The 23366-nt window shown below is 27.4% G+C and carries 23 protein-coding genes; 6 read left to right on the top strand and 17 right to left on the bottom strand.

What is annotated here, in order from left to right; all coding sequences use genetic code 11:
• The first annotated feature begins 13 nt into the window (after window positions 1-13).
• The 3 genes from HMPREF1984_RS10660 to dinD all read left to right on the top strand — a co-directional run bounded on the left by HMPREF1984_RS10660 (window position 14) and on the right by dinD (window position 4031).
• Window positions 14-1084 (top strand): ABC transporter ATP-binding protein, encoded by a 1071-nt coding sequence (locus HMPREF1984_RS10660; RefSeq protein ID WP_021768017.1) that lies wholly within the window; start codon window positions 14-16, stop codon window positions 1082-1084.
• Window positions 1085-1425: 341 nt separating this feature from the next.
• Window positions 1426-2973, top strand: a complete 1548-nt coding sequence (gene guaA, locus HMPREF1984_RS10655) for a glutamine-hydrolyzing GMP synthase (RefSeq protein WP_304412281.1) — start codon at window positions 1426-1428, stop codon at window positions 2971-2973.
• A gap of 197 nt (window positions 2974-3170) precedes the next feature.
• Window positions 3171-4031, top strand: coding sequence for a DNA damage-inducible protein D (gene dinD / locus HMPREF1984_RS10650; RefSeq protein ID WP_036100636.1), 861 nt, complete (start codon window positions 3171-3173; stop codon window positions 4029-4031).
• A gap of 104 nt (window positions 4032-4135) precedes the next feature.
• On the opposite strand, the gene rhuM is transcribed toward dinD, so the two are convergent.
• Window positions 4136-4471: a RhuM family protein gene (gene rhuM, locus HMPREF1984_RS10645; RefSeq protein WP_021768014.1), complete on the bottom strand. Its 336-nt coding sequence runs from the start codon at window positions 4469-4471 to the stop codon at window positions 4136-4138.
• 261 nt (window positions 4472-4732) lie between these two features.
• Between rhuM and HMPREF1984_RS10640 the strand changes: the two genes are divergently transcribed.
• From HMPREF1984_RS10640 to HMPREF1984_RS10630, 3 genes are all read left to right on the top strand, one after another.
• Complete coding sequence (locus tag HMPREF1984_RS10640) at window positions 4733-5665, top strand: dihydroorotate oxidase (protein ID WP_036100633.1); 933 nt, start codon at window positions 4733-4735, stop codon at window positions 5663-5665.
• Window positions 5666-5783: 118 nt separating this feature from the next.
• Window positions 5784-6512, top strand: a complete 729-nt coding sequence (locus tag HMPREF1984_RS10635; protein ID WP_021768012.1) for an NAD-dependent protein deacylase — start codon at window positions 5784-5786, stop codon at window positions 6510-6512.
• 91 nt (window positions 6513-6603) lie between these two features.
• On the top strand, window positions 6604-7068 hold the full coding sequence (locus tag HMPREF1984_RS10630; protein ID WP_036100631.1) for a low molecular weight protein-tyrosine-phosphatase: 465 nt from the start codon (window positions 6604-6606) through the stop codon (window positions 7066-7068).
• A 176-nt stretch (window positions 7069-7244) separates the two neighbouring features.
• Here the strand turns inward: HMPREF1984_RS10630 and HMPREF1984_RS10625 are convergent, their stop codons facing one another.
• The 16 genes from HMPREF1984_RS10625 to HMPREF1984_RS10550 all read right to left on the bottom strand — a co-directional run bounded on the left by HMPREF1984_RS10625 (window position 7245) and on the right by HMPREF1984_RS10550 (window position 23360).
• Window positions 7245-8084, bottom strand: coding sequence for an NAD(P)-dependent oxidoreductase (locus HMPREF1984_RS10625; protein ID WP_021768010.1), 840 nt, complete (start codon window positions 8082-8084; stop codon window positions 7245-7247).
• Window positions 8085-8117: 33 nt separating this feature from the next.
• Complete coding sequence (locus HMPREF1984_RS10620) at window positions 8118-8957, bottom strand: glycosyltransferase family 2 protein (RefSeq protein WP_021768009.1); 840 nt, start codon at window positions 8955-8957, stop codon at window positions 8118-8120.
• Window positions 8958-9038: 81 nt separating this feature from the next.
• Window positions 9039-9644, bottom strand: coding sequence for a DapH/DapD/GlmU-related protein (locus tag HMPREF1984_RS10615; protein ID WP_021768008.1), 606 nt, complete (start codon window positions 9642-9644; stop codon window positions 9039-9041).
• A 26-nt stretch (window positions 9645-9670) separates the two neighbouring features.
• Window positions 9671-10786, bottom strand: a complete 1116-nt coding sequence (locus HMPREF1984_RS10610) for a glycosyltransferase family 1 protein (protein ID WP_021768007.1) — start codon at window positions 10784-10786, stop codon at window positions 9671-9673.
• Between the two features lie 20 nt (window positions 10787-10806).
• A complete protein-coding gene (locus HMPREF1984_RS10605; RefSeq protein ID WP_036100629.1) occupies window positions 10807-11856 on the bottom strand; it encodes a glycosyltransferase family 4 protein in 1050 nt (349 codons plus the stop codon).
• A gap of 13 nt (window positions 11857-11869) precedes the next feature.
• Window positions 11870-12973 carry a glycosyltransferase gene (locus tag HMPREF1984_RS10600; RefSeq protein ID WP_021768005.1) on the bottom strand — a complete coding sequence of 368 codons (1104 nt, stop codon included), beginning with the start codon at window positions 12971-12973 and terminating at the stop codon, window positions 11870-11872.
• A gap of 152 nt (window positions 12974-13125) precedes the next feature.
• Window positions 13126-13860 (bottom strand): glycosyltransferase family 2 protein, encoded by a 735-nt coding sequence (locus tag HMPREF1984_RS10595; RefSeq protein WP_021768004.1) that lies wholly within the window; start codon window positions 13858-13860, stop codon window positions 13126-13128.
• Window positions 13861-13890: 30 nt separating this feature from the next.
• Entirely contained in the window at window positions 13891-14289 is a 399-nt protein-coding gene (locus HMPREF1984_RS10590) for a capsule biosynthesis phosphatase (protein WP_021768003.1), read from the bottom strand.
• Entirely contained in the window at window positions 14279-15751 is a 1473-nt protein-coding gene (locus HMPREF1984_RS10585; protein ID WP_021768002.1) for a hypothetical protein, read from the bottom strand. The genes HMPREF1984_RS10590 and HMPREF1984_RS10585 overlap by 11 nt, the downstream gene beginning before the upstream one ends.
• 15 nt (window positions 15752-15766) lie before the next feature.
• The gene (locus tag HMPREF1984_RS10580; protein WP_021768001.1) at window positions 15767-16624 is read right to left on the bottom strand and encodes a lysylphosphatidylglycerol synthase domain-containing protein; all 858 of its coding nucleotides are present in this window, start codon (window positions 16622-16624) and stop codon (window positions 15767-15769) included.
• A complete protein-coding gene (locus tag HMPREF1984_RS10575) occupies window positions 16621-17325 on the bottom strand; it encodes a glycosyltransferase family 2 protein (protein WP_021768000.1) in 705 nt (234 codons plus the stop codon). The genes HMPREF1984_RS10580 and HMPREF1984_RS10575 overlap by 4 nt, the downstream gene beginning before the upstream one ends.
• A 52-nt stretch (window positions 17326-17377) precedes the next feature.
• Window positions 17378-17758 (bottom strand): GtrA family protein, encoded by a 381-nt coding sequence (locus HMPREF1984_RS10570; protein WP_021767999.1) that lies wholly within the window; start codon window positions 17756-17758, stop codon window positions 17378-17380.
• A gap of 43 nt (window positions 17759-17801) precedes the next feature.
• Window positions 17802-20129 (bottom strand): hypothetical protein, encoded by a 2328-nt coding sequence (locus HMPREF1984_RS10565; protein WP_021767998.1) that lies wholly within the window; start codon window positions 20127-20129, stop codon window positions 17802-17804.
• A 262-nt stretch (window positions 20130-20391) separates the two neighbouring features.
• On the bottom strand, window positions 20392-21132 hold the full coding sequence (locus tag HMPREF1984_RS10560) for an ABC transporter ATP-binding protein (protein WP_021767996.1): 741 nt from the start codon (window positions 21130-21132) through the stop codon (window positions 20392-20394).
• A complete protein-coding gene (locus HMPREF1984_RS10555) occupies window positions 21132-21905 on the bottom strand; it encodes an ABC transporter permease (RefSeq protein ID WP_021767995.1) in 774 nt (257 codons plus the stop codon). Before HMPREF1984_RS10555 ends, HMPREF1984_RS10560 begins: the two co-directional genes overlap by 1 nt.
• A 36-nt stretch (window positions 21906-21941) precedes the next feature.
• Entirely contained in the window at window positions 21942-23360 is a 1419-nt protein-coding gene (locus HMPREF1984_RS10550) for an MBOAT family protein (RefSeq protein ID WP_021767994.1), read from the bottom strand.
• Between the last annotated feature and the right edge of the window lie 6 nt (window positions 23361-23366).

Below are 23366 nucleotides of genomic sequence, written 5' to 3'. Positions count from 1 at the left end.
CAGGAGGAAAAATATGGCTTCGGTAACAATAACAGGGGTAACAAAATCATTTGGAGACATTCAGGTCTTACAGGAATTCAGCCAGAAATTTGAAGACGGGGAATTCATAACACTGCTAGGTCCTTCAGGTTGTGGAAAAACTACTATGCTAAGACTGATAGCAGGTTTTGAAAAACCCACAAGCGGAGAAATCTATATAGGCGACAGACCTGTATCAGGAAAAGATAATTTTGTATCTCCTGAAAAAAGGGAAATAGGAATGGTATTCCAGTCATATGCTGTATGGCCTCACATGAATGTGTACGATAATATTGCATACCCTTTAAAAATTAAGAAAACTAGTAAAAAAGAAATAGATGAAAGAGTCACTCAGGCTCTTAAAACTGTCCACCTTGAACAGTACAAGGACAGATTCCCTTCAGAACTGTCAGGAGGACAGCAGCAGAGGGTTGCTTTAGGAAGAGCTCTTGTAGCACATCCTGAAATACTTCTTCTGGATGAACCTTTATCAAACCTTGATGCGAAACTTAGGGAAGAAATGAGATATGAAATCAAGGAAATAACTAAAAAACTTAAAATTACAGTTATTTATGTAACCCACGACCAGATAGAAGCAATGACAATGAGTGACAGAATAGTGCTTATTAACAAAGGGGAAGTTCAGCAGGTGGGAACTCCTCAGGAAATCTATTCACGTCCTAAAAATGTGTTTGTTGCAAACTTTGTAGGAAAGGTAGATTTCATAAAGGGAAAAGTTGAAAATGGAAATATTCTCTTAAACAACAGTAATGGTCAGACTCTTCCTAATACAAGTTCTTACACGAAGGATGTCATAGTGGCAATAAGACCTGAAAATGTAATGCTTGCAGAAGATGGAGAACTGACAGGAAAAGTATTTTCAAAATTCTACCTTGGAGACTGCAATGACTTAAGGGTTGAAGTTGGAAACGGAAATATTTTAAGAGTTACTGCAAGGGCTTCCACTTACGATACTCTGAAGATAGGGGAAGAAGTAAAACTTAAGGTTCTTGAATATTTTGTGTTTGAAGATGATGGAAAAGACCAAACTAAAATAATGACATAATCAATGATAATAAAAGAAAACAGGCTGTCTTAAAATAGAAAAATAAGGAATACAGCAAAAAATGAATTTATTCATTTATAAAAATTTTACTCATAAAAAATAATCATTTGCTTTAGAAAAAATGAAAACTCGCCGATGGCTCAGACAATTCATTTTTTCTACTGCTCATTTCATATTTTTTATTGTAAAATTTTAAAGAATTCGTAAATATCATTTTTTGCACACGTTTCTTATAAATTTTCTATTTTAAGGCAGTTCTTTCTTTTATTATTATTGATTTCTAACATGAAATAATATATAATTTATTAGTAATTAATAAAAAAATTATAGATAGAGGTGAAATTGTGAAAGAGAAAATCATAATTGTCGACTTCGGTTCGCAGTACAGCCAGCTTATTGCCAGAAGAATCAGGGAAATGGAAGTTTACTGTGAAATCGTGCCTATGGTTGACATTGAACAGATTAAGAATGGAGAAGATAAAGTCAAAGGGATAATCTTTTCAGGAGGTCCTGCCTCAGTTTATGAAAAAGATTCACCTACTGCAGATAAGGCAGTTTTTGATTTAGGAATTCCTATATTGGGAATATGTTATGGAATGCAGCTTATCACACATCTTAACGGTGGAAAAGTTGAGAAGGCTGAATCAAGAGAATTTGGAAAGGCAATTCTGGAAGTACTGGATGACAAGAATCCGCTTCTTTCGGATATTCCAAAAACTTCAAGCATATGGATGAGCCACAATGACCATATTACTGTACTTCCTGAAGGTTTTGAAATTATTGCCAGAACAGATTCATCAATTGCAGCCATTACAAACAATAATGGTATTTATGCACTGCAATTTCACCCGGAAGTAGTTCATTCTGAATGTGGAACTGAAATAATTTCAAACTTTGTTTTCAATATATGTAAATGTGAGAAAAACTGGAAAATCAAAAACTTTATACAGGAAAAAACAGAAGCAATAAAAGAAACTGTAGGAGACGAGCATATACTTCTTGCACTTTCAGGAGGGGTGGACTCTTCTGTGGCTGCCGTTCTGATTAACAATGCAATAGGAAAGCAGCTTACATGTATGTTTGTGGATACAGGGCTTCTGAGAAAGGATGAAGGAAAGAAAGTCCTTGAATACTATAAGGAGCATTTTGACCTGAATATTGTGTTCGTTGACGCAAAAGACAGATTCCTTAATAAGCTTAAAGGTGTGGATGAGCCTGAAGCCAAGAGAAAAATTATTGGAAATGAATTTATTGAAGTGTTCAATGAAGAAATTAGAAAACTTAAAGGACAGGAAGGGGCAAAATTCCTTGCACAGGGAACAATCTACCCTGATGTTATTGAATCACAGTCTATAAAAGGACCTTCTCATACTATAAAATCTCACCACAATGTAGGAGGACTGCCTGAAGACCTTAAATTTGAACTTCTTGAGCCTCTAAAAGAATTATTTAAGGATGAAGTAAGAAAAGTTGGGCATGAATTAGGACTGCCAGACACAATTATAAACAGACACCCATTCCCGGGACCGGGACTTGGAATAAGAGTTATCGGAGAAGTTACGCCTGACAAGGTAAAAATACTTCAGGAAGCTGACGACATCTTTATTAATGAGCTTATGGCAAAAGGTCTTTATGGAAAGGTGGATCAGGCATTTGTAACATTGCTTCCTGTGAAAACTGTAGGAGTAATGGGCGACCAGAGAACATACGAATATGTGGCTGCAATCCGTTCAGTAAATACTATCGACTTTATGACTGCCACATGGTCAAAACTGCCTTATGAATTCCTTGAGGAAGTGTCAAACAAGATTATAAACAAAGTAAATGGAATAAACAGAATTGTGTATGATATTTCTTCTAAGCCACCGGGAACTATTGAGTGGGAATAAAGTATAGTTCGGTAAGATAGTTATAAATCAGATAAATAAGTATTTAATACTTAAGGATTACGAACAATTTACCTTTTGCTTCTGATTTAATAGAGTTAGCATATGTAATATCAATTGAAAAATTACTAATAGTAAGTATTTAACAATACAATCAATTTTCTTAAATGAAAATATTATTACAAAAGGGGGGGCATAACATGTCAAATTTGAAAGCAAAAGAATATAAAAAATTTGAAGATATAAAATATGTCAGAAAAGATGGAAGAGAGTACTGGAGTGCAAGAGAACTTGCTGATGTACTTGATTATTCTCAATGGAGAAATTTTCAAAAGGTCATTGATAGAGCGATGATTGCTTGTGAAAATAGCGGTCATGAAATAACATACGATTTTGCTGAGGTCAGCAAAATCGTGGAAGCAGGAGCTACAAGGAAGTCTATTAAAGATTATGAGCTTACAAGATATGCTTGCTATTTAATTGTACAAAATGGTGATCCAAGAAAAGAAATCATCGCATTTGGTCAGACATATTTCGCTATACAAACATATCGTCAGGAAGTAGCAGACCATTTTAATCGGCTTAATGAAGATAGAAGGAGGCTTGTCGTTCGCGGAGACATAAAACAATGGAATCAACTTTTAGTTGAGACAGCACACAATGCAGGAGTTATTACAAACGAAGAATTCTCTGTATTCCAAAATGCAGGATATATGGGACTGTATGGTGGCTTAGATGTGGAAGATATCCATGACAGAAAGGGCTTGACTGCAAGACAAAAAATTCTAGATTACATGGGAAGCACTGAACTTATTGCCAATTTATTTAGAATTTCACAAACAGAAGAAAAACTAAGAAAAGATAAAATTGAAGGGGCAGAATCAGCAACAAAAGTTCACTATTCAGTGGGAAAAGAAGTTAGAAGTGCCATTGAAAAAATAGGTGGCACTATGCCTGAAGATTTACCTGTTCCGGAAAAAAGTATTCAACAGATAGAAAAAGAACAAATGAAACGTCTAAAAGATAAAGCTAAAAAGGGAAAATTGATGTTGGATGAATAATGTATACTGGTAGAAAATCACTATTATCATGGGGCTGTCTCAAAATGATTAAAATTTTGAGTTCAGTTTCTATTTTTTTTAGTTATAACAAAAAAATCAAAATATTATTTAGATGCAACCCATTTTCTAAAAGCAATACCTCTTGGAGATTTTACCCTATATCCGACAGAGATAATCATGTCAAGATTGTAGTAATTAAAAGTTCTTTCGATAGACCTGTCACCTTCATTTTGAACTTGTGCAAATTTTGCACAAGTTAAGCTTTCTTCCAATTCATTTTCTTTAAATATATTTTTGATATGTCTCTGTATTACAGAACGGTCTCTATCAAAAAGCTTTGCCATTTCTTCTACTTTTAACCACACAGTTTCCTTGTCAGGAGCTACTTCCACCGGAAGTTCCAGTTCACCATCTTTATAAAGAATAACTTCATTATTCATAAAATCTTTCCCCCTCTAATTCTATAATTTAATTCTTCTCGTATACACTAATTATAAAAATTTGATTTATTTCCTATTATAAATAAAGATTAACACAAAGTATAAAAAAATGCAATGAACAAAACAATGATAGTTATTCTCTTTATATCAATAATAAAGTTATTATAAATCTCCAACGATTTAAAATTGAAAAAAGTCTCTTTTTCTGATAAAATTAAAGTATATTCTAATAACACCAACAAAAACCCAGGAGGTTCTAAAATGTCATCAACAAAAACACATGTAGGAAAGTATGAATTTGAAAATTGTCTTATGAATGCCGCAGGAGTGTGCTGCTATGACCGTAATGAGCTGGAGAAAATGATTCACTCTGAAGCGGGAACTTTTGTAACAAAAAGTGCCACATTAAATCCTAGAGAAGGTAACCCTCAGCCACGTTATTACGACACTGAGCTTGGATGCATAAATTCTATGGGACTTCCAAATCTTGGAATTGACTACTATCTTGAATATCTTCTGGAACTGCAGGAAAGACTTTCTGAGCGTACATTCTTTCTGTCGATGACAGGACTGTCTTCTGAAGAAATCCATATATTAATGAAAAAAGTCCTTGATAGTGGATTCAAAGGTCCGACAGAACTGAACCTGTCCTGCCCGAATGTGCCTGGAAAACCTCAGCTGGCATATGATCTGCAGACTACTGAACAGATTCTCTCGGAAGTGTTTGAATATTTTGACAGACCACTAGGAATAAAGTTGCCACCATATTTTGATATTGTACATTTTGATCAGGCAGCCGCTGTTTTCAATAAATTTCCTCTCACATTTGTGAACTGTGTAAATAGTATCGGAAATGGACTTGTAATCAACGATGAGAGTGTCGTAATTAAGCCTAAAAACGGTTTTGGAGGAATTGGAGGGCAATATATAAAGCCTACTGCATTGGCAAACGTACACGCCTTCTATCAGCGTTTAAATCCATCTATACAGATTATCGGTACAGGAGGAGTTCTTACAGGCCGTGATGCATTTGAGCATATCCTGTGTGGAGCGAGCATGATTCAGATTGGAACTTCGCTTGAAAAGGAAGGAACTGAAGTATTTTCGAGAGTTACACATGAACTTAAGGAAATAATGGATGAAAAAGGTTATAAAACATTGGAAGATTTTAAAGGAAAACTGAAATATCTGTAGTTAAATATACACAATTACAGAGTGTATTATTAATATTTTATAATTACACAATATCTCTATTCAGTTTTATCTGCTGTGGACTTTTTTACAAAAACCACGGCTTATATAGGAGAAAAATATGAATGAAATAGAAAAACTTCAGGAAATAATTGATAACAGCAATAAAATTGTATTTTTTGGAGGGGCAGGAGTATCTACGGAATCTGGAATTCCTGACTTCAGAAGTGCCGATGGGCTGTACAGCATTAAACTTGACAGGCATTTCTCGCCGGAAGAACTTGTTTCCCATACAATGTATCTGAAATATCCTGAAGAATTTTATGATTTTTACAAGAAACATCTGATTTATCCTGATGCAGAGCCAAATCCTGCCCACTACTATCTGGCAGAACTTGAAAAGAAGGGTAAGCTGACTGCTGTAATCACCCAGAATATTGACAGCCTTCATGAAATGGCCGGAAGCAGGAAGGTACTTAAACTACATGGTTCCGTTGCCAAGAATACATGTATGTCATGTGGCAAGAAGTATGGTCTTGATGAGTTTTTAAAACTTTGTAATCCTGTTCCACACTGTCCTGAATGCGACGGAATTATTAAACCTGATGTTACGCTGTATGAAGAAAGCCTTGATATGACAATCTTTGAGGAAGCCATTTATCATCTAACACAGGCAGATACCCTTATTATTGGCGGAACTTCCCTCGTTGTATATCCTGCAGCTTCACTGATTCAGTACTTCAGAGGTAAAAATCTTATACTTATTAATAAATCAGTTACGTCCCAGGACAATTATGCAAACCTTGTTATTCATGACAGTATTGGAAAAGTATTCGGTAAGCTGAAATAAGTGTTTGTGGGAAAAGATTATAGAATGATAATTAGAAGTAATAAAAATAAATAACACAATAAAATTTTCTAGAAATGAAAGGAGTTGAATAATGGTACAGGTATTATTTGTCTGTCTTGGAAACATATGCCGTTCACCAATGGCTGAAGCTGTTTTCAGAAAAATGGTCGATACTGAAGGATTAAATCAGCAGATTTATATTGATTCAGCCGCCACAAGTTCCTGGGAACACGGAAATCCTGTCCACAGAGGTACAAGGGAACGTCTTGCAAGGGAAGGGATAAGCACTGTTGGAATGTATTCCCGTATTTTAAATGATGATGACCTGTCAGCAGACTATATTATAGGAATGGATGAAAGCAATATTATAAATATTGAGAAATTTCTCCGTAATAGACATTCAGGAAGGGTAAACCGTCTTCTTGAGTATGCGGGGGAGGATAGGGATATTCTTGATCCGTGGTACACTGATGATTTTGACACAACTTACAATGATGTGGTCAAAGGGTGTAAGGCTCTGCTGGAATTCATAAAGAAATATGATTTTAGTATGTAGTAATAGAAAAAATACTACTTCGAAATAAAGAATGAGGTTGTCTTGAAATGGAAAAATATATTTTTCTTTTGAGATAACCTCATTTATATTTTGATTTGTACAAAATTATAGATATTCTATTGTTTTTAACTAGATTAATTTAATACTCTGAAAAATTAGTCTTCATAAATCTTTTTTTACTCATTTTTCATTATTTCTGATATTATATTATTATTTCCCCATATGGCAGGAGAATCATAAACCCGATCTGGAAATATACCATACTCTAATTTTATTTTTAAGTTATTTTCTTTTAAAAATGATTCAACTTTTTCTTTTAAACTTACAGGTTTACCGGAACAACAATTTATAATTCCAGTTATATCAGTTTGTAAAGCCGCTTTTGAAATCATCTCTGCTAATATCTCTATATTAACAAAGTCATATTTATTTTTTCCTGTAGTAAATGGAAAAGTTTTAGCACCTTCTTCTTCTTTTTGTAATATTTTAGAAAAAATAGAATTATTATTCCTATCATCACCTTGTATATAAAATACTCTAAGCCATTTTATTAATAATTCCTTATCGCCCTCTTCTAATATTTTCAAAGATTGTCTCAAGCTATTTTTTGCTATACCATAAAAAGAAATAGGATTAGTACTAGTATTGTTATCAACTTCTCCTTCCCAGTATCCAATTTCATGCATAGTTCCTATAACATTTATATTTTTTATACCAGATTCATATATTTGCTTTAAAAATTTATAATGTAATGAAATATCCTCAAGATGAGTAATGGAATTATGTACAAAACCATTTCTCCATGCTAAATGAATACAGGTCTTCACATTCTCTAAATTAGAAAAAAGATAGTCTGTATTTGCAAATATATCAGTTTCTATTTTTCTTACTTTATCACTTATTTTATTTAAAGAAATATCAGCAGCTACTACTTCAATATTATTATTTAATAAATAACTTATAACATTTTTTCCTATGTAGCCATTAGCTCCTGTTACTAAAACCTTTTGTTTCATTTATTCTCCTAATCGAATATTCACCAAACTGAATTATTTTTTATATTTTTTTATACATTCCTTATTTCTTGTTTTTCTTTCATTATCAAAAAACCATCCCCATTTATTAAAATATTTTATAGCTGAGTTTATATGTGCCATCATCATTTTTCTTGTTTTATAGGATGCTTTTCCATGTTCATGAATTATCTCTACTTCAGGATAAAATATCACTTTATATTTTTGTCCAATTCTTCTACATAAGTCATAATCTTCCATATACATGAAATACCTAGTATCAAACATTCCAACATTTTTCAAAATATCTGTTCTTATAAACATAAGACATCCAGATAGAATTGGAACTTCCATTATTGAGTTATAATCACACCATCTCATCTCATAATTATAATCCATTTTATCTACAATAGATTTTATTGGAAAAAATCTTCTGAATATTAAATTTAATGGTGTAGGTAATAACCTACAGGATTTGTTAACCTCTCCACTGGATTCATATATTTTCGGTCCTATCTGCCCAATTTCAGGATTTTTTCTCATGTAATCAACCATTTTCTCAATGGTATTTTCCTCAAAAGTTATATCAGCGTTCAATATTATATGAAATTCTGCTTTTTCTTTGAAGTTATTATCCATTAATTTTTTTAACACGACATTATGACCTGATCCAAATCCATTATTTGAATTATTAAAGATATATTCTATTCTATCATCCGAAAAATTATTTATAAAACTTCTCAGCGTATCTTCTTCAGAATTATCTGATATCCATAGTTTAAATTTTAATTTTGTTTTTTGAAAGCAACTTATAATCTGAGACAAATCTTCCAGATTAGTATTATAAGTTACTATACAAGCTGTAAAATCATACATACAGAAGCCTCCTCCCTGTTTTTACTTAGTAAAATTGTAATCTTTTAAACTAATTTTAACAACTTAAATATTTTAAAAATTTTATATTTTTTCCCATTCTTTTGTTTCAAAATTATATTTTTTTATTATTTTTATAGGATTTCCAACAGCAATACAATTTTCTGGTACATCTTTTGAAACTAGAGCATTCGCTCCAATTATAGAATTTTTTCCAATAGTTGTACCTGCTAAAACTGTAACATTTTCTCCTAACCAGACATTTTCAGAAATTCTTACAGGTTTTGTAAAAATTTTTCTATCCTTTACTATTTCATTGGGACATGAATGCTCTAAGCTTTTTAAAGAAGAATAATTTCCATGATTTAAATCAGAAATATAAACCTTACTGGCAATTAATACATTGTCTTCTATAATAAGTGACTCTGCACAAGATAAATGGACATAGTCATTTATTTGAACGTTATTTCCAATAATTAATTGAGGAGCTTTTATTCCTGAATTTTCATTATTAAAATTATAAGCCTCTATCCTACATCCAACACCAGTAGTAAAATCTTTTCCATATTTTATATATTTTTTCCCTCTTATATCAAACGGAAAACGAATTAATCTGGCTTTTGGAAAAAATATTTTTGTTTTAATTAAGTTAATTCCCAATTTCCACAATTCATAAAATGACTTTTCCATGTTCTACCCTTCCATAATGATTTTTATTACATTTTTTCATAAATTTGTTCAAGTACTTTTGCTGATTCTTTCCATTCAAATTTTTTTGCTTGTTCTAACCCTTTTTCAATCATTTCCAACTGTAATTTTTTATCTGATAAAATCTTTTTATACGCTTCAAAAATTTCATCTTCATTTAAAGGATTAACTAAAATTGCGGCATCTCCTGCAACTTCAGGTAAAGATGATACATTGGAAGTAATTACAGGGACTCCTGCAGCCATAGCCTCTAGAACTGGCATTCCAAAGCCTTCGTACAATGATGGAAATGCAAAAATCTGTGCAAGTTTGTAAATAGGAATTTTATCTTCTTCATCAATATAACCTGTAAGTATAATATCTGTTCCCATTGATTCTATTAATTTCATAATATTATCATATTTCCATCCTTTTCCACCTACAATTACAAACTTCAAATCATCCTTAACTTCTTTTTTATATTTTATGAAAGCTTTTATTGTTCTTTCTATATTTTTTCGAGGTTCTATTGTTCCTAAATATAAAATATAATTTTCTGGTAATTTATATTTTTTTCTAACATTTTCAAGTTCCATATCTGTATAATTATGTAAATACTTCTCTAAATCAATTCCTGGTGTTACAATTTCTATTTTTTTCTCATCTACATTAAAATGTTTAATAATATCTGATTTTGCACTTTCTGAAATAGTTAAAATTAAATCTGATCTCTCAGCAGCATATTTATATTCACTAATAGCTTTCATATCCCCCATAGTTTCAGGAGCTGAAAAAAATACAGTGTCATAAATAGTAACTATTACTTTTCCTTTTATATTTTTAGGAATTGTAAAATTAAAAAAATGATAGATATCTGATTTTGTCCCTAAAATAAGATTATGGCTTATATTCATTTTTTTTGTTAAAAAATTATACATTGTATAAGTAAGCAGTTTATTCTGCTTTATTTTTATATCATAGTCTATCTGACTCTTTACATCGTGCCTTCCCATAAAATTAATAAATTCAGCTATATAATCATTTTTATCTGATTTACTTAATTCCTTAACTATATTATATATATACCATCCTACTCCTGTTTTTTTCCCAACTGCCCATTGTAGTTCTAATGATATTTTCTTCATTCTATTTCCCAACTTTCTTTTTAAATTTTAAAAAACTTGTCATACATCTGTCTATATTTTTCTAATATTTTATCATAAGAAAAATTTTCTTCATAGTACTTTTTAAAATTATAAACCGGAAGTTCTTCATAATACTTTTCTATTTTGCTTTCTAAATCTTCAGCATTATTTTTTACTAAAAAATCTTTATTTATTATAATTTCCGGTATAGCACAAATATCTGAAGCAAAAACCGGCTTATTATAAAGATATCCTTCTATTATTGGTAATCCAAATCCTTCGCCATATTTTGCCAGAACAGTTACCAAATCAGCCGTTTCATAGAATTTTCTAACTTCTTCATCTGGGATATACCCCAATAATTCAATATTTTTCAACTGATTTTTTCTTATCTTCTCCCTATATTTTTCTAATAAAGGTCCTTTTCCAGCTACTTTAATATCATAATTTCTTTTTCTTTTTGCTAATTCTATTAGTAAATCAATATTTGCTCTTTCTTCAATGCTCCGAACTGTAAAAATCTTAATTTTATCTGTTTCCCAGTTAACTTTGGATGAATATTTTAAATCAATTTTTTCAAAAGGAGTTGTATTATATATGATTTTAAAATTATCTCCCCTATATAAAGATTTTTCTTTTGTAAATTTTGAAATAAAATGTACTAATCCTGATTTTTTATAAACTTTCTTTTCAATATACTTAAATAAATTTTGTAGTTTATGATTTACTGCACCAGATTGATAGTAAAGTCCATCATGAACTGTAAAAATGTCTGTTTTTTTTAAAAGAAAAAAACTCATAAGATAATTATGAGAATGTATGATATAGTTGTTCTTTTTAAACTTTTTACTTATTAATTTATTTAAACTGATAAATCTGAATTTATTCTTTTTTATTCCAATACAGTTTATTCCATTCCAGTTAAATTCAACGTTTTCATCATCAAAAAAAATATAATATTTCTCTATATTTTTTCCTAAGGATTGAGCCTGAAATAAAATTACATTTTCTACCCCTCTTTTAAATTTCAGAGGATTATTGAACCCAAAATATATCATACATTTTTTCATATTTCTCTCCATATTATTTTTTTAAAATTATCTCAAAAAGTTCTTTCCAACTATTACAATAAGGCTGTTCTATCTCCTTACATATATTTCCATCAAAACTAGTATCTTTTTCTGCGATAACTGATTCCATTTTTGAAGCCAGTTCTTCAGCTGAATCAGGATTAAAGAAAAATACTTCTTCATAGTTTCCCAATGTTTCGTGTGCATAAGGTAAATCTGCTAAAATCAGTTTTTTCTTAAACTCTTTTGCCTCTGTAATTGGTAATCCCCATGTTTCAATTTTAGAAGGAAATATGACTGCTTCTGTCTTATTGTAGTATCTCATTAAATTTTCCCTTGACTGTAGCCCAACAAATTTAACACATTCCAGTTCATTATATTTTTCGACTATTTCTTTTGAATAAACATTTTCACTGCCATCTATTGTCAGATAAACCTTGAAATTCTTAATATTTTTATTCTCCAGAATTTCAGCTGCCTTGCAAATTACCTCAAAATTTTTAAAAACTCTTGGAAAGCTGGGATAAACAAAGCTATTTTTCTCAATTTCAATATTTTTATCTATTTTCAAAGCTTCCAGATTAACTTCCGGATGTGCAACAATGATATTTTCTATCCCAAAAGCTTTTTTGAATTCTTTTCTTATCCAATCCTGCTGAACAATAACATAGTTATTTTTCTTTATATTCATTTTATAGATATATTTATAAAATTTTGAAAAAAGAAATAATTTAAATGATTTTTTTCTTTCTTCTTTTGTCATTTTATAAAACATCATTGGATTATGACAATATACAACTCTTTTATCTGCTGCTACATTTGGTGTCATATCATGTAATGAAAGCCATAAATAAGGTTTCAATTTTTCTGACAGTTTCTTAAAATAAATATATTCATAATATAATCTTTTTAAGTAACTTTTTTTAGAATCCTTAAATTCCATAAATTCTATTTTTCCTTCATATTCTGAAAATAAGCTTTTATCATGAACTAAAGCTACTACTTTGTACTCTTTCAGAAAATTTTCCTCAAGGCATTTTAAACATTCCTTGTATATTGTTAAAGGTCCGCCTTCACTGAAATTGATAGCGGATATTATTATTGTTTTTTTATTCATGTTTTTATTCTCGTTTCTTATTATTTAAAATTATTTCTATCCTTTCTATCAAAACTGTCTTATCTAAATTTAATAGTATAAGCACTTTTCTTTCAGATAATCTGAAATACAATACATTCTAATAAATTTATTATACCATTTATATCCTTTATTTATAACAATTCTTTAAAATTATAATTTTGTACTTCTTTGTATTCTTCAGGTGTTCCAAAAGATATATGTAAATCTGTTAAAAAATATTTTATTTTCATATTCTCTTTAATCATAATATTATATACTCCACTAATAAAATATTCATTATAATTACAATCATCTAAATATTTCTGTGCAGATTTTTTAAATATATTTTTATTTTTAAAATAATATGCTCCACAAATCGCTTTATTACTTATAACTTTTTTTTCTATGGTTCTAATAACGTTTCCTAAATCATTTATTTCGATATAGCTAAATCTTGGATCATTAGAAGTAAATGTTAAAATTGCTCCATCAATATCATTCTTGCTTTTTAAAATAAAATCATAAAAAGTTTTACACAAAAAACTATGATCACAGTCATTAAATAAAACTGGATTTTCATTATCAATTAATTCTATTCCTTCAAGACATGTTAACACTGCTCCATTTAAAACTTGATCAATAATTTTCAACTTAGCATTAGGGTAATATTTTAAAATTTCCCTATCTATCTTATATTTCTCAACATGCTCTTTTAGTACAACAAAAATAAGCTCATCAATTTTAACAAACTTTATAATTGACTGAGTTGCCCAAAAAAAGAAAGGTTTCCCATTTAATTCAATTAAGGGTTTAGGAATATCAATCCCCTCTTTTTTAAATCTTGTCCCTCCACCTGCCATAGGCATTATTAAATTTATATTTCCCATAAATAAACTCCTGACAATATATTTTATTTTTTAATCTATCCTCTCTCTTGCACTATCTAACATTTTATTCAGCTCTTCTTCATTATATTTCAAAAATTCATCAGGTCTTATTGCTCTATCATCAATGTAAAAACCACCTTTTCCTGGCCATGGTTTTCCAAAAATTATTTCATCATAAGGAATATCCCATTTATCTAACCAATTCATTGTCATTCTTGATGTATGGACATTAATTAATCCTAAATTTCCTCCATGAGTTCTCATTTGTCTTGCCGTAAATATTAATATTCTAAATCCTTCTTTTTTGTATTCTTTCAATTTTTTTACAATATTATCATAAGGTTTCAAATCTTCATATCTTTCATTTGATTTTTTTATAGGACAAATTGTTCCATCTAAATCTACGACTAAAGTGCCTTTATTTTCCATCTTTATCCAACTCCTTCATCATATTTATAGCATTTAATATAAAAGCAAAAACTTTACTTGGTATATCAATATGTAATGGAAGCATCGATAAGAATAAAGAAATCTCACATACTCTTATTACTTCCATATCGTATCCATACTCTTTTACCTTTTTAATAAACATATCCTGTAATGATTTTAAATTTGCACTCTCAATTTTTAAGTCCATTTTTAAATCATTATTCAATTCTATTGTAAATAAACCGTTATTCATAAAATCATAATTTCCTAATATTGAATGAGATAATTTCGCTAAATCATAATATTCATTAGTATACATTTCATCTTCACTTAATGCTCCTTTCGGATCTATTAATTTTAACATCTCAGATGATTTATCATACAAGGTATTTGAGAAACAGGGATCTCCATGCCCAATAACTTCAATATATTTAAATTTTTTATTAAAAATTTCATTATAATATTTTTTATATTCTACGAATATTTCATCTATCGAGTTATAATCAGTTGAAAATTTTATAAATAAATCTATTTCTCCATAAATTTCCATTTCTTTTAATTTTCGTATTCGTTCTTCAACTTTTTTATAGTACAACTCATTAAAAATTTTATTGAATTTTTCCTTTGATATATTTCTTCTCTCTCTTGTTATTATAAATTCAAATATTTTATTTAGATAATTTTCAAAACTCTCTTCGTTAAATGAATTATGAATCCATTGTAATGCAATATCAGGAATATTTAATCTTTCCATCGTATATGAAGCTCTTTCTTTATTTTCTTTATAATCATACGGCATTACCATCCATTTTTGCATATGATGTGGAAGCATATAATAAAAATCATGCTCTTTTTTCATTTTTATTTTATCAACAGAACTTTTTGTTATTGTATATTTATCACTTGATAAAGAATTAAAGTACCTTGCTTCAAAACTTCCTGAAAAAAAGAGTAAAAAATCTCTTAATTCTGATAAATTTATTTTAAAATTATTTGGTAAAATTTCTTCTTTATCTAAAAAAAATTGATTTTTATTATTATCTAATGTTCTTTTTGTCAGATATTCAGAATAACTTTGTATATTTGGAAATACCATTATACTGGAATTATATTTATTATCTACCATTATTTGATTAATATACTTGCATTTTTCTAAAAATATAAAAAATTTTTCTTCATTTACTATGACATTACTTGATAAAAAATGAATGTATATTTTTTCTGAACCTTCTTTATCTTCAAATAATAAATTTTCTCTTAAATTTTCAATTTCTATCTTATTTTTTAAATATTCGAACCTAATCTGAGTATTATAAAATTTTTCTAGAGTTTGTTTCAATCTTTCTATAAATTTAACTTTCTTGTAAATAATCTCACTATATCTTTTTTTTCCTATAATTCCAGAAATTATTCTTGATGGTTTTTCTATATCATCATAAACAAAACATATTTTTTTTTCCATTTTTTCTCCCCTTTTTTATTTTTTACTAAAATATCTGATTTTTATTCTAAATATGACAGAAAAAATCCCCATAAAAAATATAATATAGGATATTTTTATTATTTCTACTGAATCAAATAATTTAAAGGTCAATATCTCAGGAATCATTAAAAAATTAAATTCAAAATTAAAAGCTCTAGCAAATAAATCATAAGATGATATTTCAAATATCCAAACTAATATGCTTATAAAAAATAATATTGGAATTCTTCCTTTTAATAAATATTTTGCATAATTATATAATTCATTTATTTGTTCAATAACTTTTAAGATATAAATTCCTTTTCTGGTTTCACTTTTTGTTAAAATTATTCTATTTGCATATAGGTATGTATATCTAAAACAAAGGTAACAAAAAACAGAAAAAAACAAAAATGATGACAAATAGAAAAGTAATTTATAGCTTACAACTTGTTTTAATCCTATTCCAAATATTAAAATAAACGTCAATATTAAAGTATCAAAAAATCTATCTATCCAGGTTCCAATGAAACCTTTACCAAAATTATCAAGCATATACGATATTTCCAAAATTTTAAATAAATCTCCTAATTTAAAAGGTATAAAATAATTTACATATGTATATGAAAGATAAACATTTATTAGTTCTTTTAAATTTTTTTTTTCTTCAATATAAATTATAAAAAATCTAATAAATCTAAAAATATGTGATACTATATATAACAAAGTAAATAATATCAAGTATTTTAAATTATATTCAAAATTTTTACCATATTTTCTAACATTATTTATAAAAAAAATTGTTGCTATACCTATAAATATTAAAAATATGTAATTTAAAATTATTTTTTTTAACCTTTTCAATATCATCATCTTATACCTTTTTTCTTTAATTCTATACTAAATTTTATTATTTTTTTTATTAATTTCCATTTAGACAATAATCCTGTATTCCAACTTGAAACTCCATTTATTCTACTTGGAAAAAGTACATCTATTCTTTTAAAATCTAATCTTTGCTTCTTTGCCATATATAATACGTATAAATCAAATGAAAAATCTTTTGGAGGTTCTATCCATGTATTATAAAATTTTCTTGAAAATACATTTGGTTGTCCATTTATATCCCAAAGAAACTCTCTAAGATAAATTGTTTCAAAAATCGACATCCCTATTGTAAAAAAATTTTCAACAAAAGACCTTTTTTTTCTTTTTCCTTTCACATATATATTTTTATTCCAATTATTTTTTTCCAATATTTTATAAGCTCTTATAACATCTTGAGGATCTGTCTGCATATCTGCATGCATCCATCCTAAGAAATCTCCCTTTGCTTCTTTTAACCCTTGAAAAATACCATAACCATATCCTTTATTTATCGGAACTAGTACAGTTCTTGCAAATAAATATTTAGGAAGTAATCTCTTTAAAACTTCATCTGAATTATCAGTTGAACCATTATTAACTAATATTATTTCTATATCTTCATTAGTCAAAATATTATCAAATTTATCAAGAATTATCGGTATATTCTCTTCTTCATTATAACATGGTATAACAATAGACATTTTCATTATTTTTATTCTCCTTTTACGAACTTGATCCAGAAATATAGCATTTTATAGCTTATTTTTTAAAAATCAAAAATTTTGAAGTTATATAATTTAATATTATTCCTATTACATTGGAAATTATTTTTAATAATTTATCATCTTGTTTAAAAACTTCAACACCAATAACCATAATTCCTATATCTAAAAGTCCTGTTATGTATCTTGTGAGAGCAAAAAATAGAAATTCTTTTAATACTTTATTTTTCAATTTTTCTTTTTTTTCAAAAACAAAACTTCTATTTGCAAAGAAAGAAAATATCAAAGCTAAAATCCATGCAATTATACTTGAGAAAATATAGTTTAAATTCAAAATACTTCTTAAAATAAAATAAATAAAGATATTCAAAAATGTAGTTAATGCCCCTATTATACCGTATTTAAAAAGTTCTATCATTTATTTTTATATATTTCCTTTCTAAATTTTATTTTTTCTTCCTTTATGGAGTTCCTATTACAATTTCAGGAACTATGTATGCTTTTCTATTATTTTCATTTAAAAATTGAATTTTTGAAATTTCTATATTTGGATTATCATTTTTAAATCCAATATAACTTCTCTCCTTATCATTAAGTTGTAATAGTTCTAATACTTTATTTCCTTGTATATCATATCCTATAAGTTTTATTTTATCAAAATTATAGTTTCTTACTCTTTTTGTATATAGATATTCTAATTTAAGAGGTTTTGGTAATACCATTTCTGTTGTTTCCTCTTTTGAATTTAAATCATCTAAATAGTATTTTTCACCTAAAAAATAAGTATATTCTATTTTACCTGTTTCTTTTCCAATATAATAACCTTTTTGATTTTCCATTATAAAGAATGGATAAATTGGGAGAGTCCACCTTTCAGTTTTATAAAACTTTGAATATATTTTCCAATCTGAATGAACTTCATCATATCTAAAAACATTATTATTTATTATTGGAGAGTATCTTGATATGATAAATATTATTAAAATATTGTATAAAATTTTTATATTATTTCTTTTTTCTCCAATATTTCTTTTTAAAATAGAAGGAATTAATACTAATATAAGAAGCATTGGTATTCTGGTTAATAATGCATGTCTTGTATTTATTGCTCCAAATGCTGTTGACCAAAGATTTAAACCACTCCATACCTTAGATATAACATTCAAATACGAATTAATAAAAATCAAAGATAGTAAACTCAATATTATAACACTTTCTCTATTTCTATTTTTAATACTGATATATACTAAAATACCTACTATTATTATAAAAATTATCAGATACATCATATTTAAATTAAGAATATTTTGACTTTGTTCTATTCCAAAGTTAAATATACTTATAAATTGCTGTATTATCTGATGTGTTCCTATATTTATTATTTCTAGAATCTTTATTTTCCCTATTGGTCTAAACCAAACTGTAGTATGCCTTCCAACTATTCTATATGCTGGTTCATTATCAAATCTTATCCAATTTTTCGTATGTCTATATGTATAAACTAATTGAATCATTGTTGATAATACAATAGAAGTAAGAAATATTTTTTCTCTTACTTTCAATTTTTTCCACAACAATATTAAAATTCCCATTGCAACAGGTAGCAACGTAATATAATGTAATTTTGAAATACATAATAATACTGTTAATATCATTAATAATATATAATTTTTTCTCTTTAATTCGTTAAAGTCTATTAAACTTATATAAAAAATCATTATTATATTCATATATGCAAATGCTATAAATGTATGAGTTTCAGCATATGGAAATATATTAAATACCGCAAATAATATACTTATTGTAAATCTAAAAAATATGTTCCCATACTTTCTAAATCTATGTAATATAAAGACAGAAGATCCAAAACTTATAATTAAAATAGCTACATTTGACATTAAAAAAATTGTCCATTTGGCATTAAATCCTAATTTTGCTATTAAGATTGCTATCAATCTATGGAATAAAGGAAAATAACCACCTTCCATTCTAAAAATATTTCCTGTAATTCCTTTACGAGCATAATAGAAAAAGTCATAAAATTCTTCTGCATAAGGTTCTGCTTTAAATGATAGTACTGGAGCTTTTATATTTATTAAAAAAAATGCTATTAGTGCTGTTACTATATATATTTTAATATTATTTTTTTTCTGTTTTTTTATCAATTTTAAAAAATAAAAATAACTCGATATTGCTAAAAATAAAAATATGATTTGTCCTGTTACTATAGTATTTACTTCATAAAACTCTAGCCTCTGAACTAATGATTTTTCTGTGTTTTCTCCATTTTGAAGTAACTCTCCATACATAATATCTTCTGTTTCATGCATAGATACTGAGTTTCCTACTTCGCCATCAATTCCTTCTATTTTTAAGGTAGCTTCTCCTTTTTTAAATTGAAAAAATTTAAGATTAAAAAAATGAAAATCATTATCTTTTATTTTAGACATATCTATTATTTCTACTTTTTTCTTATTTCCTTGTGATAATTCAACTTTTATTTTACCTTTATTACTTCTTCCATATGTTGTAAATAAGACTCCGTATTTTGTTATATACCCTGGAATATAAACTTTTTGTTCAAAAACTGTTCCTTTTGATAATTCTTTAGACAATTGCCAGTTGTATAATTTAGAAGCTTCTTCTTTTTGTGATTCATTTTTTATTGCCACTATTGATGGAACAACTATTCCAATAAATAAAAAAAACACCCAAATAATTAGAGATTTTGAAAATTTTATTTTTTGTTTTTTTATATTATAAAAATTATATTTTTCTAATATTTTCATTAGTTCGACCTATCTTTCTAAAGATATAATATCTTATATTTTCTATTTAATTAAATATTCTAGCAAAAAGTCTTCCCATTTTCCCCATTATACTCTTTTATATAAAGTATATTAGATTTTATTTTTTTACTTTTTTTATTTATTCCAATATTTTTAGATACTTTAGATACTTTTGGAAATTCCAAAAGTATCTAAACTTTATATTGCATCAATTTTCATACTTTTATTTATTTTTATTCTATTAAGACTATTGTATTATTCTTTAACTATTCATAATTTCATTTAAATATTTTGAAATTACAGTCTCTGCATCTCCACTTTCCCTGATTTTACCTGATTCTATCCAGATTACCTTATTGCATAATTCCTTCATTGTATGTAAATCATGAGATACTATAACTATAGTTATGCCACTATCCTTTAATTCTTGCATTTTTTTAAAACATTTTGCTTGAAAATTTGCATCTCCAACTGATAATATTTCATCTATTAAAAGAATTTCTGCTTCGACATTAATTGCTACTGAAAAAGCCAACCTCATATACATTCCAGAAGAATATGTCCTAATTGGACTGTCTATAAATTCTTCTAATTCTGAAAATTTAATAATTGTATCTAACTTAGCATCAATTTCCTTTTTTGTTAATCCATATATAGAAGCATTTATATAAATATTTTCTCTCCCTGTCATATCTGGATGAAATCCTGCTCCAAGTTCTATTAAACTGGATACCTTTCCATTTATTTTTATACTTCCTGAATCAGGATATATAATTCTTGTGATTAATTTCAATAGAGTACTTTTTCCAGAACCATTTTTTCCAATTATACCTAAAATATCTCCTTTTTCTATATCAAAAGATATTCCTTTAAGAATATTATTTTTAACATATGCATTTCTACTCTTAAAAAACAATACTCTTTCTTTTAATGTAAATCCTTTATCCTTATAAATTTTAAAACTCTTTTCAACATTGTCTACACTTATAGCTATTTCTTTCATTATAGTTCCTCCGCAAAGCTTTTTTGCAATTTCTCAAACACAAAATATCCAACAAATATCATAATTATACTATACAGCACTGCACTCCCAAAAAATGAAAAATCTGGTAATTTTTTATAATATAGTATTTCTCTATAAAATATTATAATACTTGTCATTGGATTCATTAAAAATATTCCTTTATATTCTGCAGGAACCATATCTATTGAATAAACAATCGGTGTCGCATAAAACCAAGCCATTATAACTATATTCAAAATATACTCTAAATCTCTAAAGAATACATTCAATGCAGCAAATATGAAGGTAATACCTAGTACCATTATATACTGTAAAATCATAATAATTGGTAATAATAACACGTACCAACTTAATCCAACTTCACTGAAAGATACTGTTAAAATAACTACTATCATTGTATAAACCATATTCATAAATGCAGCATTTACAGTAGCTATAGGCAATACTATTCTAGGAAAATAAATTTTTTTCACTAAATCTTTATTTGCTACTATACTAACAGAACCAGCTTGAATACATGTCGTAAAAAAAATCCATGGAACAAGTCCTACAAATAGATAGATATGGAAATTTTTTATACTGGATTTCAAAATAACAGAAAATACAATTGTATAAATTGTCAACTGTAATAACGGATTTAAAAATGTCCAGAAAAAACCTAAAATAGATCCTTTGTATCTCACTTTGAGCTCTTTATTAACCAAACTGTAAATCATCTGTCTATAATTGTATATTTCTTTCAATACTCTCATTTAAATTAATTCCCTTCTTTTTTGACTTAATAAAATTTAAAACCTAAAATATATAAAAGGATTAAAGCTAGACCCTGTAATAAAACATATGGAAATCAAGAATAACATAATGTATAATAGCATACTACTTAACTCATATAAAAAACTTTCTTTTATATTATTTGCTAAATACTTCTTGGCAAACTGTATACTAGGTAAAGAAAAAATTATAGCACACAACCCCATAAAAATTTTCCAATTATCTAATCCTAAGAAAAAATATTCTAATTTATTAAAATCAAAAATAAATAGTCGTTTCAAATATCTTAGTGCCATAGTGAAAGTTTCAGCCCTAAAAAATACCCACCCTATAATTACTACTAATAATGTGTATATGTGTCTAAAAATTCTTGGAATCCTTTTTAAAATATCCCCAAATCCTATTTTCTCAATAATTAAAAACATTCCGTGAAATAATCCCCAAAATATAAAATTCCAAGCTGCTCCATGCCATAATCCCGTACAGAAGAAAACAATAAAACTATTTATATATGCTTTCTTTTTACCTTTTCTATTCCCACCAAGAGGTATATAAAGATAATCTCTAAACCATCCTGATAAGGACATATGCCATCTTCTCCAAAATTCTTGGATATTTTGAGAAATATATGGGTAATTAAAGTTTTCTAAAAAGTCAAATCCAAACATTTTTCCTAATCCAATAGCCATATCTGAATAAGCAGAGAAATCAAAATATATCTGCATTGTATATCCAAAAATTCCCAGCCACGCTAACGGTGTACTTAATTTATCCAAGGAAATTGTAAATGCATAATCAGCCCAACTTCCCATTGCATTTGCTATTAATACTTTTTTTCCAAGCCCTAGAACAAATCGTTTTAACCCAATATAGAATTTATCTGTATCAACTTTTCTTTCATAAATTTCTTTTTCTACATCAATATATCTTACTATAGGTCCTGCAATTAATTGAGGAAATAGCATAATGTAAAGTCCTAAATTAAGAAAACTCTTTTGTAAACGAATTTCTTTTCTATATAAATCTATCACATAAGACATTATTTGGAATGTAAAAAATGAAATTCCAATTGGCAATGAAATTTTAGGAATTTCCATAGTAAATTGAGGAATAAATATTCTAATCATTTCCTGTATATTATAAAGAATAAATGAAAAATATTTAAAAAATCCTAAAATTCCTAAATTATAAACTATTGATAAAATTAATATACTTTTTTTATATTTTTCTTTTGATTTATCAATTAATATTCCAAAAAGATAATTCATTAATGTTGAAAAAAGTAAAATTAGAGCATAAGATAAACCACCCCAAGCATAAAATATAAAAGACATCAAAAATAACCAAAAATTCCTAAATTTAGGATGAATTAAATAATATCCTAATAATGTTATTGGTAAAAATAAAAATAAAAAAATAGGTGATGCAAAAACCATTATTCA

Source organism: Leptotrichia sp. oral taxon 215 str. W9775 (assembly GCF_000469505.1).
In the GTDB taxonomy this organism is placed as follows: domain Bacteria; phylum Fusobacteriota; class Fusobacteriia; order Fusobacteriales; family Leptotrichiaceae; genus Leptotrichia_A.
The sequence above is the reverse complement of the archived record's forward strand: the minus strand, read 5'-3'. Positions and strand labels throughout refer to the sequence as shown.